The organism is Alteromonas sp. RKMC-009 (assembly GCF_003584565.2).
Classification (GTDB): Bacteria; Pseudomonadota; Gammaproteobacteria; order Enterobacterales; family Alteromonadaceae; genus Alteromonas.
Map to the genome: position 1 here is coordinate 1,679,636 of NZ_CP031010.1, position 14,948 is coordinate 1,694,583.

The following is a 14,948-nucleotide window of genomic DNA, read 5'->3' on the forward strand; positions in this document are numbered from 1 at the left end:
GAACGAACATGTCAGATTTACAATGGCAGGCTGTATCGAAAACCGGTTATGCATGGGCAAACACCGGTGACCGGCTGATTCAGATTTTAAACGGTGCCAGTGCCAACGAACTGGTACGTGTGATAGTGCTTGAGAAACCGACCGATGATGATTTGGACGGTGATATTGACCACATCCACACCCTGGTCACCGCATCTATTGTCGACGAGCTCACCGGCGAACCCGTGGTAATTAATAATGCACCTGTGCAGGTAAACTTTAACGCCAGCGTGAATCTGGATGAAATGGAAGATGCAGACGCTGAAGTCCCCGTGTTCGTAGCCAGTGCAGTCGAAGATGCGGTTTACAAAGCGCTGCGCCGAAAACAAACGCTGATTGCCAAGAATGCAATTTAATATATTGCCCTAACCCTGCCACACACCGCCCGCCAGAATAAGTAAACTCTGGCGGGTACTACGCCCGCCGCGGTCAGGACAAACTGACGAAAAACGCGGGGGCGCGGATGTCATACAAAACTCACATATCAAAAAGTGGACGGGCTGTAGAGATACAGACCGTGATGTCTGTCGTTGTGAATGCAGTAGACGGACAGCCGCTGACGATTCAGCAACTGAACATCCGCACTCCGGGCAGACCACTGCCACGGGATTTCACCTGCTCTGCAACTGTCGTTAGCGACCAGGCTTATGTCTGTCTCGGTGCCGGGCACACAAAAAAAGCTAACCCCCGGGAAATATACCGCGCTATCGATGAAGCGCTGGCGCAGCTAGGTGTTACAAAAATCATTTACGACCACGAAGGTAAAAGCGTAAAGCGCAACGTTCGTGGTGCGAACAAACTATCAGTGCCGCCGGTCAGCGCGGTTGTGTAGGAAGGAATTACCATGCCCTCAGCTCAGAAAATACAGCGGTCGACGGCCCAGATTAACGCGATAAACGAAACTGCAACAGTCGTTAAACAGACCCTCGCTGATGCCATAGCGGCATGCTTGGCAGGTGATGTGGCGGTGGGTAATAGTGTTGAATGGCGTGAATATCATGCTAATACTGGGGTTGGCGGGAATACTGGGCCTCTTATAGATGCTGGCAGCCCCGAAAACAGGCCGGATGAAATGCCTGGCTACATTTCGTGGGTTGGCGATCAAGGGCTATACATTGAAAGCCTATTTCCCAGCGGCGCAGTTATGCCGGAGCATTTTGGTTGGGTTCAGGCTACGGGCAACACGTATTTAGTAGATGATTCAGAATTCCTTAACAACGCGGATTTTGTCGCACGAACGCTTAATAAATCCTGTGACTTTGGTGACTTCAATCGAAATTACTATCTACTTAATCCATTTTTATTCAATAACGGCACAACAATAAAGGCCAATGGTGCTAAATTCTGGCGAAACCCAATGTTTAACGGGGGCGGCGAAGCGCTAGGGGCAACGTTTAGAAATGAAAATCAGGTGCTCGGCAATACGCAGATGACAATGCTTGGATTTTTTCGGTTTGCCGATTTGAACGATGGCACATCAGGAAAGACCCGCCCAGGCAAGCATATTGGGCTGGATGGTACTGGCTGTGATGGCTTTAGTTACGAAAAAGTGCAATTCGACGAATCCCATACGTTTAGCACTTCAATATCGTGCAACAACGTCACGTTGATGAATACGATCCTAAACCACCAGGATGGGGCGGCGGGTGGTGACGACGGTATTCATATACGCGGTGGTAAGCGTGGTTATATTGGCACAGTAACCGGCGTATCTGGTGATGACTGTGTTGCATTCACAGATGAAGGGGATGGGCGTGGCGCGGATATAGAGGATTGGACTGTCTCTTCTATTAACGCGGATTCCCGTTCTGCTGCGCTTTTTAAAGTGTGGATAGACCCTGCGGGCACTCATAGTATAAAAAATATCGAGGTACTGAATATTTCTGGCAAAGCTGGGTATAACGGGAAAGGTATCAAATTAGAAAACGCTACTGCGGATCGTACGTTAATGTCCGGAATATCGTTTAAGGGGCGGAAGCTGGATTGTTCACAAGTTACGGATAATGGCATTGCAGTTATTAACGGGGAGTCCATTTCATTTGGTGGATTCAGGATAACAGAATCTTTAGCCGCAGCCGTGCGGATCACAGATTGCTATGATGTGCAGATGGATAACGTCTACATCCGAGACTGCAAACACGATAGAAACGTGCATGTAGAGAATAGTCAGAATATACGCATAAATAAAGGAACGGACTACAACGCCCGAGGGTGTGGGATTATCGCATTTGAGTCTACAAACGTTACCGTAGACGGTAGAACCCTCCGAGCATTCGGCTCTGCTGCGTATCGGGCTTGGTATTCCGGCAACGCCGTTGCTGTGGGTGAGCGTAGACTCAGCAGTGGGAAGGCTTACGAGGCGTCTACAGCTGGAACTACTGGGGCAACTGCTCCAACGCATACCAGCGGTACTGTCTCCGATGGCGGTGTAAACTGGTTGTATCTGGGGACTGCAACTAACTGGGGCGCAGGCTCGGTTAAATCTATCGGGGATATAGTAGTACGAAATGGGCGCATCTACAGCGCAGCGACTTCTGGCACTACTGGGGCAACTGCTCCAACTCACAAAACGGGCACAGCATCAGATGGCGGTGTTGATTGGTCGTTTGTAGATTTATACGCAGGGGTTAGTCTGCGGAGTGCTACGCGCAGCAAGGTTATAAACTGCGACATCGAAAACGGCGCATCCACTTCCGTTGAGGAACGCTGGTCAGCAGTTAAAAACTCCATCGTTAATAACTCCATTCCATTGGGCGAGGTCTTAACAGTTAGCGCAGGCACCGTTAATAGGGATAATGTCGCATGATCTACCCCCTAAAGAAAACCCAGAAACTCACAGTCAACGTTAGCTATCCCCACGTTGGCATCATCACATATGCTGACGATACAACGCTAATGTATGCCGCCAGCAACGAACCTAGCGGGCCGGTCGCGGTCGCGTATGATGATAACTGGATGCAGTCGGAAAGCGGTTCTGTGTTTTTTAGCAATGAAGACACACTGATGCGCAATGACTCAACGCCGGTAGAGGTGCTGACCGGCATTACTATCAATGCGACATCAACAACGTTCAGTAATATGCCAAAGGGCATTAAATCTATCCAGATGGATGCCGCGTTGCTCGACTTCACGCTGGCCGGTATCAGTGCAATTGAATCGGCATCCGGACGCAGTCTGGCGCTGGCAGGGTTTGCGAATGAGGCGGAAGCGTTTACAGACCCGAACGTTACATATATGGCGCTGCGGGAAGCGATGGAGCAGTGCCGGTTCACCATGTCCACAGACACTGACATTATGATTCTGGAGGGGCGTTCGAACCGTCAGGCCTTATCGTGGACACCGAATAAAACTGCAAACCTGCCGCTGCTGGATGGCAAGCTGGACACTTCAGATCCCCGTTTCGAGAGATTTGAAATCATCAGCGGTGAAGATTCTATGATTTCCTCTGCAGACGATTCACGCATGCGAAGAGGTAACCAGCTGGTCGCTGAACTGGGCAGCCTGAAGGTTGATTCTTTGTCAGGTGTCGAAATCTCCGTAGTGGCGTTTATTTACGGTGATGAAAAAGGCATTGTTCTTACCACATCAGAGAAAGTGGCGCTGGCAAAGGCGTCAGTCGTGAAAAGGCGGTACCGTGGCTCTGTGATGTAGCACATTGCCCTAACCCTGCATCATCAATTATCACACGATACCCGAAACTAATTCGGGTATTGCTTCATGCCAAATTCAGACAACAATCAATCGCCGTTCGAACATGGATGGCTTTATCACAACATCGGCACGTTAGTACTGGCCCTGATGATGTTTCTGATGAATTTCGTGTTCAACGACATGCAAAGTAACGATTCACAGCTGAATACCGAAGTGAAGAACCTGAACATTCAGGTGGCTGAACTGAAAGCGGTAATAACGCCGGTGATCACCAGTTTCAATCTGGCCAACCAGAAACGCTATACCAGCGACGATGCCGCCCGCGACCAGGCACGGTGGCAGCAGCAGATTGACGAAATGAAGAAAGAACTGCGCGAGAACAAAACCACTGTTCAGCAAATCAACGACCGGTTGTTTCGTGTCGAGGCAAAGTTTTGAAACTCTGGTTAAACCGTCTGAGTACGGACAATCAGGGCACACCGGGTCATCTTTTCCTGGGGCCATGGACGGCCCATACTTTGGAATTACCGTGGCGCGATAATCAACCGAATATTAGTTGCATCCCTGCAGGTGAATACCCCATCCGGTTAGTTAAAACCCGCAAACCCATTGGCGGTCGATCGCATTTGTACCTGATTGAAAATGTACCGGGCAGAACAAGTATTTTATTTCACGCCGGCACATTCGCCGGCAATAAAGACGAAGGTTTTAAAACCTCTGTGCTGGGCTGTGTTCTCACAGGCTACCGCACAGGCAGTTATCAGAATCAACGCGCCATTTTCGATACCCGCCGCGCCGTGGGAGACATGCTGGCGATACTGGGCGGCAAGCCCTCAACGCTTATCATCACGAACGGCTGGGAGAAAACACATGATTGAATGGTTAGGCGATACACTAATGGCTGTCGTCACAGGCGGCGCCACAGGCATTCTGGGCAGTGCCGTGCAAAGTTATTCCAACTATAAGAACAAGCAGTTGGAGGCAGAGCAGGAGAATCGCCGGCTGGAACACGATGCGAAGATGGTGCAGCTGGAGTCTCAGGCGCAAATCAACATCAGTCAGCAGGAAGCGGCAGCGCAGGCAGAGCAGAGTGCGTTTGTGATGCAAACGGCCAGCTACGGCCACGATGCACGAAGCTATATGCCGGATACCGGTGCGCCGGCATGGATTATTGCCGCGCTGGGTGTGGTTGATGTACTCAGGGGGCTGATACGTCCGGGCCTGACGGCTTATTTTGCGGTGGCTGTGTCGTTTATCTTATTCGAGGCAAACGGCCTGTTGTCTGATATCGACGGGATCACGGCAACAGAACGGCTGGCCACCACAACCAATATCTGGGCCACACTGCTCTATGTGGCCACAACTATCTTTTTCTGGTGGTTTGGTCAGCGCCCGCCTAAACGAAATTAATTGATATTGGCTAACAGGGCGAAATGGATGTCGTCTTTAGTCAGCTGGTCCGGAGTTTTACCGCTTTCTTCCAGCATGGCGAGTGTTTCGAGTTTAGTCTCTTTGTCGAGTTTGGATTGCAGATCATGTTCTGCAGCGACATCCAACATCAGGTAAATGACATCTGTTTTCTGTTTGGCCGTGAATGCTTTGATTTTCTCGGCCATTGCGGAAAACGAAACAGAAGATTTCCCTTGTTTCATTTCACCAATAATAAGGCCTTTGTCCGATTGGAAAGCGAAATCTACACCTTCTGTTTTTTCATTTTTCTGAATAATCCCTTTCTTATCCTCACTACCCAACATTTTGTAGGTACCGTACTGGCCACGTGTATATGCGGTGAAATCTAACTCATTCATTGAAAAATAACGGACATTACAACCGGACAGCATTTTATCAATCTCTGCAATAGCAAACGGGATAGGACCGGTCAGCATTTCAACATGGCTATATTCAATGGTCTTATTCTTAAATGTGAAGGTTGCCGGTTCAGAGAGAACCACAGCCATTTGATTTCTTTCAAAATTGAGGCATAACCATGCATCGTAATGCGCATCCTGTGCATGAATTCGCAGCATATTTTCGAACTCTTCTGCGCTTGTGTAGTGGTCGAGCATAAACGGTGTGCCATGACCGCCCAGTAACCAGCTCAGATTCACATGCTCAGTACGCATGATCATCGTGAGAATATCGGTTCCCGGAGGCTCATTATTCAGCATTCGACTGGATGTCCCGCCTGAAATCCCCAAAGACTTTGCCCATGGAGTCATTTTTCTATCGGCAAGCATCCACTTCAAACGGTCTGAAAAATCACTTTTGTTGTCAGATTGCATAAGTTAATAACTAAATAGACTAATAAAATTCAATATAAGTATTTAAAAATCCAAATTTGGATCTTAATATCACTACGAACGATACGTTGTAGTGATGTTACCCCAAATACGGAGTTTTTACAGTGAAAAAGCGTAATACAAAATCCCCGAAAGTGCCTGTTACATGCAGAGTACCAGCGGAAGTACACCAAAGAGTGGCTGAGATAGCGACAAGAGATAACCGCACAATTTCACAAGTGATGGACATGTGTGTGGCGGCAGGGCTGGAAGCGGTGGAACAGCGAGTCATTCAACCAGCAGTGCAGGGCGCGTGATGGTTGTTATCAAGCTACGCCACAACAGCGAATTGGTTAAATTCAGTGGTGAAGATTTCACGTTTTTCTTTAACGGTGGTTGGGCTCATGGCACTTCGGTCGCGCTTTCAAGTAGTGACCACACAGGCGAGGAACGTTGTTCTTTGAATTTGCTGGTTGAAAAGAAAGTTGTGCTGAGCAAATCGCTTAAACCCAGTGAGTTTCGCCACATTTACGCAGTGTTAAAACCGGAGACAAACGATGAACTGAACATATTAAACAGAGCAGAAGTGAAAACCGCTGACACGGACCAGGTGCCAGCGGCAGGAACTAACAATGCAGCAATCGTATAGGAACGAAACAATGCAAAGTCAAAGGAATTATAACGCTGTTTTACATTCAGCGCACCTGTTGCTGAAAAGCAAACCGCAGGCCGCAGAGGAATTTGCTTATCACCTTGGCAAAACGGCCAACTCTGTCCGCAATGAATTAAACCCCAACCTGCCGAACCACAAACTGGGTGTTGTCGATGCACTGGAAATGATGAATGTGGCCGGCGTGTACAGCCTGCTTTATCAGATGGCAGCAGCATGCGGTTTTGCAGTGGTACCGGTGCAATATCTCAATATCAGCGACGACAGCCGTTTGCTGGACAACTTCTGTAAATGGCAGGCCGCTGTTGGCAACACCTGTCAGAGCATCTTTGAAGCCATCGAAGACGACATGATCACCCCCCACGAACTGAACAACATCACGAAGGCCGGCAACCAGAAAATGGTGCAGTGGTTCAACGTTCAGCATGCACTGGAAGCGGAGGCGAAGAAACACCATGCAAAACGCACATAGCTTTGAAAAACAAAACGTCGATGTGAATGCATCAATGACTGAAATCGGCCATATGTCACCTGCACAGGCACAGTTAATCATTCAGAAGCTGAAAGCTGAACGCCGCATCCTGTCTACACTGGCCAGTTGCTTAATCAGCCTGCATTTCAAAAAGCTGGGCGATAAGAAACAGCGCAGTCTGGAACACCTGGTTCGCATTCAGGCCAACATGGCCGGATTAGAGGTGCCGGACAATGAATGAAGATATCCCTGCAGCGTTGAAACGCAGCGGCATAAAACGCGTTTCCACTAACCGCAGTGCCGGTGAAGACATCGTGCTGAAACCCGGAGTACTGGGGTTGTTCTTCGGTGACGAACTGGCAGAAGCCCTGTTAAAGCGGCAGCAGAAAAAGGAGCGGGCACATGGCTGAAGTAAAAAGTTTCACCAAAGAAGAAGAGCGCAGCCTGTTTTCTACTCTGCGCAAATTCAAATGCATCGAAGCTGAGCGTGATCTGAACTGGATGCTGCTGATGCGTTACACCGCCCGCCGTGTGGAAACCGTTCACCTGATGGACATTCAGCATGCAATGGATGCCCTGGAAAGCGGTTATCTGGATATTGAAAGCCACATGCAAAAAGGCGGTAAAGCCGGCAATGCCAGAGGCCTGAACAAATCACAGGAAATTTATCTGGTAGAACCTGCACGTAAGGCCCTGGAAGCGCTGCTGCGCATCAACCGCAAAATGAAAGCAACCTTTGCCGGTAAGTCTGTGAACGATGAAGCACTGATTTTAAGCCGCAGACGCCAGCGTATGAGCAAACGGGCATATCAGCAGCGCATGACGTACTGGTGCAATCTGGCCGGTATTAAAAAAGCTACGCCGCACTGGTTACGGCACACATGGGCAGTTCGCCGGTTACAGAACGCCACGAACGGGGCAGCGCTGCGCGAAGTGCAGGAAGTGCTGGGCCATCGTCATATCACCACCACGCAGGTTTACACCCAGCCAAGCAGGGACGACCTGAAGCGCACCATGCAGGAAGCCTCATTATGATTTTTATCCGCAAAAGTTTTTCTCCGTTGCACAAAGCCATCAAAGAGCAGAAGCAACGTTTACTGGCCGACAAGGCCCGCCGTGAAAAAGAAGATGCTGAACGGAACAAGGCTGTAAGCAATGGATGATTTCACCACGCTGAATCAGGAGCAGCTGGCAACACTGGAATACACCATCGCCATGCTGCGTGATGAACTGAAATCACAGATTGCCAGAGAGCTGCTTTCCAGACAGTCCGATTTGTCACATTTCGGTTTGGGTTCACAGCAGTTCAGTGACCTGGTGATCACCTTAATGCCAACACTTGAACGTTTGGCGGAATATCTGATTTCGCACCTTGTGCTTGAACTGCTTGTAGATATCGCCGTCAGTCAGCCGTCACGGCCAGACCAATAAAAAAGAATTTTCAGAGGTTACAACATGCTGACGTTAGATCAGTTACGTGAACGTATTGCTTTACCAGACCTTGCCGGACGGCTGGGAATGGTGCGCTGCAGTCAGAACGGTGATGTTCAGCTGTGGCGCAGAAAGGACGCTGAGCGCCCCGAGATATCCATAAACCTGATGCACGCATTCTGGCGTGATGCCAGGGGGCAGGGCGGCGGCCATGTGCTTGACCTGGTGATGTGGGCAATGGATCAGGATTACCCTACGGCGAACCGTACCTTGCACAACATGTATTACCTGCATTATCTGCCGCTGCGTGAGGATGAAGAGGAAGATACCAGTGATACAGACAAGCTGCTGTACATTGCTAATAAAAATGCAGAGCAGGCCGGCAATGCTTATAAATATCTGAACAGTGAACGTGGTATTCCGGATCATGTGATTAAAGCCGGCATTGAAAACCGTTCACTGGGCTGGACTAACTATATCAATCCGAAAGTGGCTGCCGGTGAGCCGCACCACGGCGGCGAAGCCGTCAGTTTTAATACTTTTCATCCCCATACCAAAATGCTGGCCGCCGTTGACTACCGGTACTATGACGCCGAATTAAACGGGGGCATGAAAACCAAGTCTCTCGGACAGAAAAACGGTGTGTTCTGGATGCTGGATCCCCGTGCATTGCGTGAAGCGCAAACCGTCTATGTAGTGGAAGGGCCGCTGGATGCATTAAGCATTGAAGCTGCATTCTGGGGCAACCCTACAGTGTGCGCCATTGCGCTGCGCGGTACGCAGGTGCAGGTTAACTGGCAGTTGTTTCGTGGCAAAACCATCATGAGCTGCTACGACAAAGATGAACCCAAGGAAGATAAGCGCAACCCGAACGGCCCTTATCGTTGTTACTCTGCAGAGGCAGAATGGCGCATTCATGAAGGTTGTCTGGCGGCAGGCGTGGCATGTTTCTTTGTTGACCGCAGCGAGTGGGAATACGGGCAGGATGCTAACGATATCTGGAAAGAACACAAAAGCCGCCTGAAGTTTACCCGCAAAGAATCATGGCTCATTCCGGGTCTGGCCGGCAGAGATAACGATGACGACCAGCAGCAACGGGCAAAGCCACGTATTTATCTGCCGCATCACGATCAGCAGCAATACTGGCGCTTCCGTGTAAAGCCGGATTTTATTTCCTTCATCAAAATTTCAACTAATGATGAGGGTGAACAAAAGGAAAGCTATGAAGATGTAGCCGGCTACCGCGTGGCCGGTATCAGTAAAGTAGAGATTGCCAGTGCTGCCGCCACCATGAGCGGTGAAGATGACAATGCCCCCCGGGTGCAGTTCGTGGCGCTTATCCAGAACCCGCGCCATAAAGCAGAGCTGCAGCGCAAGGTGATGGAAGACGAGCAGCTGCACAACCTCGACACATGGCGCAAACTCGGACCCATTTTCAACGCCAAGATGTTCTCCCGAATGCTGAACATCTTTGAACGTACCATCGGCATCGGTTCTGTTAACGCTGCCAACTTCGTCGGGCTGTGTTACCTGAAGGGTAAGCCGGTTGTGAATGAAGGCAAAGACTGCTTCTTTACCGAACCAAAGCAGCAGTGCCCTTATTCAGATTTCGCCTTTCCACGTGGTATGCGCGGTCATGCGGCACAGGTCATTGAAGCGTATCAGACAACCTTCACCGATAACGCCGCAGCGCGGGCCCTAATCTGGGTAATTGGTGCTCAGTTGAAACTGTTTCTCGGATTCTGGCCACACCTGATAGTACAGGCCGGTAAATCGTCTGGTAAAACCACACTGGTAAAGCGTATTGAACGCAGTACCGGTATGAAAATGCTGTCCGGCCAGAGCATGGGTACTGAATACCGGTTAATGACCAGCGTGTCCGGTACCAGCCATCCTATCGGCTGGGAAGAGCTGTCGGCCCGTAAAGCTGAAATTATCCACCGTGCAGTGAGTCTGCTGCAGGAATCATACAACTACACCGAAACCACACGGGGCAGTGCGCAAACACCGTTCCTGATTGCAGCGCCTGTACTGCTGGCCGGTGAGGATGTGCCCGTAGAATCACTGACCGGTAAAACAGTGCGTACAGACCTGAGCAACCGCAAAGGGCCGCTGATGCCCGAGAACCTGCCCAAGTTTCCTATGTACGAATGGATGCAATGGCTGGCGCAGCTTAACAAGGCTACCGTCCAGCAGGTGTTCTCTGTATGTCTGGAGAAATGCAAAGTGTACTGCCGTTCCCGCGACAACGACCGCGGGGCAGAGCGCATGGTAAACAACTACGCAGCGCTGATGACTGCATGGCGGCTGGCCCGCAGTTTTGCCGGCATCGAAGACTTCACTGAAGAATTCGAACGTGACCTGATCACCGAAATGAACGCCCATATTGCAGACACCAACAACGACCGCGACCCGTGGATATGGATTGTTGAAATCATCATGGATGAAATCGCTGCAGGCCGTTACCCGTTCCCGTATTGCTTCGAAAAACAGACCGACTTTTCCAGTAACGATGCTGACTTCCTGTGCATCCGTGTGCCGCAGATGATGGCGCACCTGTCCACCTCAGTGGCCCTGCGGGAGAAGTACAACAACATGCCGGTTAAAACCCCGCGTGTGCTTAAGCAGCAGCTGGAGCAGGCTGGCTGCATTGAAGCAGACGGCAAGGTACGGGGAATCGATGGCAGACGCGTTGCCAACATGCAGCGCCTCGACCTCAAAAAGCTGGAGCAGTACGGGATCACCGTTACCGTTCCTGAAAACACACGTGCAGAGAGAAGTGAATTGCTATGAACGCCACGTATTTCAACAAAACCTATCCAGTGGGCACACAGTTCCGGTACTACCCGGTGAAGGGCAATTACACCTTCGTCATTGTGCGCACCACATCACAAGCATGGGATATCCCGAGTAGCCGCCATGCCGTTGTAAAAGTATCCGGACGCAGCGGGGGTGTCTGCGTCTCTCACCTAAAACAGGAATGACACAATGAAAGATTTAGCGCGAGCAAAGCCACCGTACATGGACCTGATTAATTTTGTGGTGTACTTCAGGTCAGCTAGTAACGAATTATTAGCTCATTATCTCGGTGTTCCTGAAACAGAAGTGGCTCATGTCATAGATAGTTATGAGGAACCTAAGGTTGTAATCAAAAATGAAGAAGGTAATTGGACTTTCGATATCAATGTTCTTAATCAAGAAACTGAATTTTCGGAAGGCCTGCGGCCGCTATGGGTAAATAGTAGTGCCCTGATACAGGATTTTCCATTTACCTACCAAGCTGCTTTAGCTGCAAATCGTGCGCACTCGTCTGCGATAAATAAGTTCCCATTGTGGCCTCAAAACCCCTTTCAGGCGCTCGCAATAGTGGGTGAGGAATTCGGTGAACTTCAGAAAGCGGTACTCCAATACAGTGCGGAACCTGAAAAGGGAGTCACTTTAGAAGACATTGAAATTGAAGCGGGCCAGTTAATGGCCATGACGTTACGATTCTTCAATGGTTTGGCTTCATATCGTTATCAGAATTCAGATGGTACTTCTGAATTAGATAACGCCGCGAAAATTGAAAAGTATCTGTCGGAGAGTAAATAGCATGCTCGCATTCTTACCCAACTTCGGAAAAATGCCGGTACCGGCAGAAAAGAACGTTAGCGTTATTTTAAATAACGAAGCGTTTCATGAAGGCCCGGCCAGTGATTTTGACTGGTCAGGCGAAAAACCTACCTCTGTACAAGGCTGGCGCGAAATGATGCCTGGCGAAACGCTGCACAGCGAACACCGCCTGGCGCATCGTCGTGGTAACCATAAGCTGGTAAAGCATCCGGGAGTCAACGCATGAACGCACTCATTGGATTATTTGGCCTGCTGATTGTTACCAGCGTCGACTTTGAACAGGCGCCGCTTTATGCCTTCATCATCCTGCTTTTATTCGTGCTGCTGGTAATTGAACGCAGAGCCCGCCGGAACGAATGCAGCAAACTTTGGAGGGAAGTACACCGTGGCAACTAAAGGTGTTAATTCCGTGACCCTCGTGGGCAACTTAGGTTCAGACCCGCAACTGCGTTACACACAACGCAACGTGGCCGTGTGCAATATCTCACTGGCCACTTCAGAAGTGTACAAAGACCAGAATGGCAAGAAGGTTGAGGAAACCGAATGGCACAAAGTGGTGGTGTGGGGAAAAAAAGCTGAAGTCGTAGCCCAGTTCCGTGCCAGCGGCGATCAACTCTATGTGCGCGGTAAGAACAAAACCCGCAAATGGACCGACGAAAACGGACAAGATCACTACGTGACCGAAGTTATCGTTGACCAAAACGGAGACATTCAACTGCTCGGTGGCAAAAACCCACAGAGCGTGTAACTAACGCCCGCGGACCAGGCGGGCTTAATTAAACAAAACAAGGAACTAACAATGACAGACTATAACCCTTTTCGCCTGGTAGGTTCATTACGTAGCCATACCACCAGTTCGTCTAACACCATGCCTAAACGGGACAAGGCTGACCGCGAGAAAGCCCTGAAAACCCGTCATGACATCGAAGATTACCGGTTGGCTAAGGAGTGCGGTATCAGCCTCGAGGAGCTGCGCTCATGAGCTCTGAAAAAACCACCGTCAATGTGAGCATAGAACTGTGTATAGGCCTGTATGGCGTATGCATTATCGGCCTGCTGGGTGACGAGTACGACTGGGTAGATCAGGACATACTGAACTGGGACCCTGAAAACTGGCTCGACCGCCTGCCAGAACACCCACAGCCTGTTCAAGGTGTTTACACCATCGATGCCAGTGTGGCTTACCTGGAAGATATTGATGAATGCGAATATGAAATTGTTGCAACCAGCTGGGATGGAATCGAAACCGCCAGCGCCGGTGAAGAAAGCCTGTGTACAGCAGAATCGCGGGTTGCGTAACAACGAAATTGATATTGCGCTGGAAGTGCTTTGCCGGTTGGCGAAGCCCGGCCAGTGTCTGAATACACGTGAAATCGCAGAAGTATGCGGCTGCTCGCAAGTGACCATTTCACAAATTATGCGCGAAGCATTAAAGAAAGCCCGCATCCGGGCAGAACGACTGCAGCTGCGCGATTACTTGGAGTGAGGATGCTGTTTATGACATTAGATTGCCCAACATGTAACGAATTAACCGACTTTACCTTTGTGGGTGAGGACCCGAACACCGGCGCAGAACTTTACGAGTGCATGGTGTGTGAAGAACGTGTCGAACTGCATGGACCTGAGCAGTTCGACACGATGATTAATCAGTAACAACTAACAGGAACTACCAATGACCGAACCAACAGCAAAATTTAAGACCATTATCGAGTTTCACGGCATGCTTCTTACCGTGATCACCTATGAAAATACAGATTATATTCCGCTAAAACCAATAGTAGAAATGCTAGGCCTGCAGTGGAAATCGGCCAGAGAAGCAGCCATTTCTGGCGATAATCGCGAATTGTATGGCTGTTGCGAGTTAAAAGAGCCAGTTTTTAATAGTTTCGACACCCTTAAGGGTGCGAAAAACACGATGTTCATTCTGCTTGAATCGTGTGAGATGTATCTTGCGAGAGTAAACACTACCAGAGTTCGTGCTAACGGTAACGAAACTGTGGCTGATAACTTGCTGGCCCTGCAGAAAGAATGGCGCAAGGCACTGCACGACTACGAAACCAAGGGTATTGCTTTCAAAGCGAGCAAAGGCAGTGACCTGGTCAAGCTGGATAAAATCAAAGACCCTCACATCAGAGCCGAATATGCGCGAGACATCAACGAACGCTATGGAATGAATATTCCCATTGGCCGCCAGACCGTTATGGATGTGTGAGGGAATATCTATGTCAGACGAACTAAATACAACACTAACCGTCCACGGCTACCATCCGCAGCACGGTGCACTGGTCTCTGCCGCCGAAGTTGAAAAGCTGATGGAGCCGATCATTACTGAGACATCCAGCCTTAAGGATTCATTTCTCGAACAACTGGAGTTCACTAAAAGCATGGGCGAGAAAGTCAAGGCTATGCAACAGGAATTGGGCCGACTTGAAGGTGAGAATAAACGCAGCAATGAGCTACTAAGTGAATGCTGGAATATGGTGGGGAATGATATTGATTTCGAGCACGGAGGATTCTCAACAATCTGCGAACATGTTAATGCGCAGCGTGAAGCCCTGGCAGCAGCAGAGCAGCGTGTGAAGGAGTTGGAGAAAGCCTGCTTAAACCCAAAGGTTACAGACTTGATCAGATGCGGGATAGGCGGGAATTATGGCGGCGACTGTTACGACAAGGCGATAGCTGAAATTTATGAACCCGTGATCCAACTCCGCGCAAAGGTAGGTGAATAATGTTCAAATTCACATGCGAGATATGCAACAAGCAGGTAAAGCGGGGTAGAAAGTTCGATTGCAAT

27 protein-coding genes are annotated in these 14,948 nt (G+C 49.6%); 26 read left to right on the plus strand and 1 reads right to left on the minus strand.

Annotated features, from left to right (window positions below):
• The first annotated feature begins 8 nt into the window (after positions 1 to 8).
• The 7 genes from DS731_RS07330 (at position 9) to DS731_RS07360 (ending at position 5,100) form a co-directional block, all read left to right on the plus strand.
• Positions 9 to 395, plus strand: a complete 387-nt coding sequence (locus DS731_RS07330) for a hypothetical protein (protein WP_119500709.1) — start codon at positions 9 to 11, stop codon at positions 393 to 395.
• A gap of 107 nt (positions 396 to 502) precedes the next feature.
• Entirely contained in the window at positions 503 to 871 is a 369-nt protein-coding gene (locus tag DS731_RS07335; protein ID WP_119500710.1) for a hypothetical protein, read from the plus strand.
• Positions 872 to 883: 12 nt separating this feature from the next.
• A complete protein-coding gene (locus DS731_RS07340) occupies positions 884 to 2,845 on the plus strand; it encodes a right-handed parallel beta-helix repeat-containing protein (protein ID WP_119500711.1) in 1,962 nt (653 codons plus the stop codon).
• Entirely contained in the window at positions 2,842 to 3,690 is an 849-nt protein-coding gene (locus DS731_RS07345; protein WP_119500712.1) for a hypothetical protein, read from the plus strand. The genes DS731_RS07340 and DS731_RS07345 overlap by 4 nt, the downstream gene beginning before the upstream one ends.
• Before the next feature lie 66 nt (positions 3,691 to 3,756).
• Positions 3,757 to 4,128 (plus strand): hypothetical protein, encoded by a 372-nt coding sequence (locus tag DS731_RS07350; RefSeq protein ID WP_119500713.1) that lies wholly within the window; start codon positions 3,757 to 3,759, stop codon positions 4,126 to 4,128.
• Positions 4,125 to 4,568, plus strand: a complete 444-nt coding sequence (locus DS731_RS07355; protein ID WP_119500714.1) for a DUF5675 family protein — start codon at positions 4,125 to 4,127, stop codon at positions 4,566 to 4,568. The genes DS731_RS07350 and DS731_RS07355 overlap by 4 nt, the downstream gene beginning before the upstream one ends.
• The gene (locus DS731_RS07360) at positions 4,561 to 5,100 is read left to right on the plus strand and encodes a hypothetical protein (RefSeq protein ID WP_119500715.1); all 540 of its coding nucleotides are present in this window, start codon (positions 4,561 to 4,563) and stop codon (positions 5,098 to 5,100) included. Before DS731_RS07355 ends, DS731_RS07360 begins: the two co-directional genes overlap by 8 nt.
• Here DS731_RS07360 and DS731_RS07365 read toward each other — a convergent pair.
• Positions 5,097 to 5,858 (minus strand): hypothetical protein, encoded by a 762-nt coding sequence (locus DS731_RS07365; RefSeq protein WP_119500716.1) that lies wholly within the window; start codon positions 5,856 to 5,858, stop codon positions 5,097 to 5,099. The two genes, DS731_RS07360 and DS731_RS07365, sit on opposite strands and share 4 nt — an antisense overlap.
• Before the next feature lie 236 nt (positions 5,859 to 6,094).
• Between DS731_RS07365 and DS731_RS07370 the strand changes: the two genes are divergently transcribed.
• The 19 genes from DS731_RS07370 to DS731_RS07440 all read left to right on the plus strand — a co-directional run bounded on the left by DS731_RS07370 (position 6,095) and on the right by DS731_RS07440 (position 14,883).
• A complete protein-coding gene (locus tag DS731_RS07370) occupies positions 6,095 to 6,286 on the plus strand; it encodes a hypothetical protein (RefSeq protein WP_119500717.1) in 192 nt (63 codons plus the stop codon).
• On the plus strand, positions 6,286 to 6,618 hold the full coding sequence (locus DS731_RS07375; RefSeq protein ID WP_119500718.1) for a hypothetical protein: 333 nt from the start codon (positions 6,286 to 6,288) through the stop codon (positions 6,616 to 6,618). The genes DS731_RS07370 and DS731_RS07375 overlap by 1 nt, the downstream gene beginning before the upstream one ends.
• A 10-nt stretch (positions 6,619 to 6,628) precedes the next feature.
• On the plus strand, positions 6,629 to 7,111 hold the full coding sequence (locus DS731_RS07380; RefSeq protein ID WP_119500719.1) for a phage regulatory CII family protein: 483 nt from the start codon (positions 6,629 to 6,631) through the stop codon (positions 7,109 to 7,111).
• Positions 7,095 to 7,352, plus strand: coding sequence for a hypothetical protein (locus tag DS731_RS07385; RefSeq protein WP_119500720.1), 258 nt, complete (start codon positions 7,095 to 7,097; stop codon positions 7,350 to 7,352). The genes DS731_RS07380 and DS731_RS07385 overlap by 17 nt, the downstream gene beginning before the upstream one ends.
• Complete coding sequence (locus DS731_RS21890; RefSeq protein WP_161599118.1) at positions 7,345 to 7,521, plus strand: hypothetical protein; 177 nt, start codon at positions 7,345 to 7,347, stop codon at positions 7,519 to 7,521. The genes DS731_RS07385 and DS731_RS21890 overlap by 8 nt, the downstream gene beginning before the upstream one ends.
• Positions 7,514 to 8,146 (plus strand): tyrosine-type recombinase/integrase, encoded by a 633-nt coding sequence (locus tag DS731_RS07390; protein WP_119500721.1) that lies wholly within the window; start codon positions 7,514 to 7,516, stop codon positions 8,144 to 8,146. Before DS731_RS21890 ends, DS731_RS07390 begins: the two co-directional genes overlap by 8 nt.
• Positions 8,143 to 8,274, plus strand: a complete 132-nt coding sequence (locus DS731_RS22340) for a hypothetical protein (RefSeq protein ID WP_269748662.1) — start codon at positions 8,143 to 8,145, stop codon at positions 8,272 to 8,274. Before DS731_RS07390 ends, DS731_RS22340 begins: the two co-directional genes overlap by 4 nt.
• Positions 8,267 to 8,542, plus strand: coding sequence for a hypothetical protein (locus tag DS731_RS07395; RefSeq protein ID WP_119500722.1), 276 nt, complete (start codon positions 8,267 to 8,269; stop codon positions 8,540 to 8,542). Before DS731_RS22340 ends, DS731_RS07395 begins: the two co-directional genes overlap by 8 nt.
• A 24-nt stretch (positions 8,543 to 8,566) precedes the next feature.
• Entirely contained in the window at positions 8,567 to 11,335 is a 2,769-nt protein-coding gene (locus DS731_RS07400) for a toprim domain-containing protein (RefSeq protein ID WP_119500723.1), read from the plus strand.
• 195 nt (positions 11,336 to 11,530) lie between these two features.
• On the plus strand, positions 11,531 to 12,133 hold the full coding sequence (locus DS731_RS07405; RefSeq protein ID WP_119500724.1) for a hypothetical protein: 603 nt from the start codon (positions 11,531 to 11,533) through the stop codon (positions 12,131 to 12,133).
• A 1-nt stretch (position 12,134) separates the two neighbouring features.
• Entirely contained in the window at positions 12,135 to 12,380 is a 246-nt protein-coding gene (locus DS731_RS07410) for a hypothetical protein (protein WP_119500725.1), read from the plus strand.
• Positions 12,377 to 12,550, plus strand: a complete 174-nt coding sequence (locus DS731_RS21895) for a hypothetical protein (RefSeq protein ID WP_161599119.1) — start codon at positions 12,377 to 12,379, stop codon at positions 12,548 to 12,550. The genes DS731_RS07410 and DS731_RS21895 overlap by 4 nt, the downstream gene beginning before the upstream one ends.
• A complete protein-coding gene (locus DS731_RS07415) occupies positions 12,540 to 12,902 on the plus strand; it encodes a single-stranded DNA-binding protein (RefSeq protein WP_161599120.1) in 363 nt (120 codons plus the stop codon). Before DS731_RS21895 ends, DS731_RS07415 begins: the two co-directional genes overlap by 11 nt.
• Before the next feature lie 51 nt (positions 12,903 to 12,953).
• Positions 12,954 to 13,136, plus strand: coding sequence for a hypothetical protein (locus tag DS731_RS07420; protein ID WP_119500727.1), 183 nt, complete (start codon positions 12,954 to 12,956; stop codon positions 13,134 to 13,136).
• Positions 13,133 to 13,453 carry a hypothetical protein gene (locus DS731_RS07425; RefSeq protein WP_119500728.1) on the plus strand — a complete coding sequence of 107 codons (321 nt, stop codon included), beginning with the start codon at positions 13,133 to 13,135 and terminating at the stop codon, positions 13,451 to 13,453. Before DS731_RS07420 ends, DS731_RS07425 begins: the two co-directional genes overlap by 4 nt.
• Positions 13,446 to 13,640, plus strand: a complete 195-nt coding sequence (locus DS731_RS07430) for a sigma factor-like helix-turn-helix DNA-binding protein (protein ID WP_119500729.1) — start codon at positions 13,446 to 13,448, stop codon at positions 13,638 to 13,640. Before DS731_RS07425 ends, DS731_RS07430 begins: the two co-directional genes overlap by 8 nt.
• An 11-nt stretch (positions 13,641 to 13,651) precedes the next feature.
• Entirely contained in the window at positions 13,652 to 13,807 is a 156-nt protein-coding gene (locus DS731_RS21900; RefSeq protein ID WP_161599121.1) for a hypothetical protein, read from the plus strand.
• Between the two features lie 19 nt (positions 13,808 to 13,826).
• Complete coding sequence (locus DS731_RS07435) at positions 13,827 to 14,366, plus strand: phage antirepressor N-terminal domain-containing protein (RefSeq protein ID WP_119500730.1); 540 nt, start codon at positions 13,827 to 13,829, stop codon at positions 14,364 to 14,366.
• Positions 14,367 to 14,376: 10 nt separating this feature from the next.
• Positions 14,377 to 14,883 carry a hypothetical protein gene (locus DS731_RS07440; RefSeq protein ID WP_119500731.1) on the plus strand — a complete coding sequence of 169 codons (507 nt, stop codon included), beginning with the start codon at positions 14,377 to 14,379 and terminating at the stop codon, positions 14,881 to 14,883.
• Positions 14,884 to 14,948: the final 65 nt, after the last annotated feature.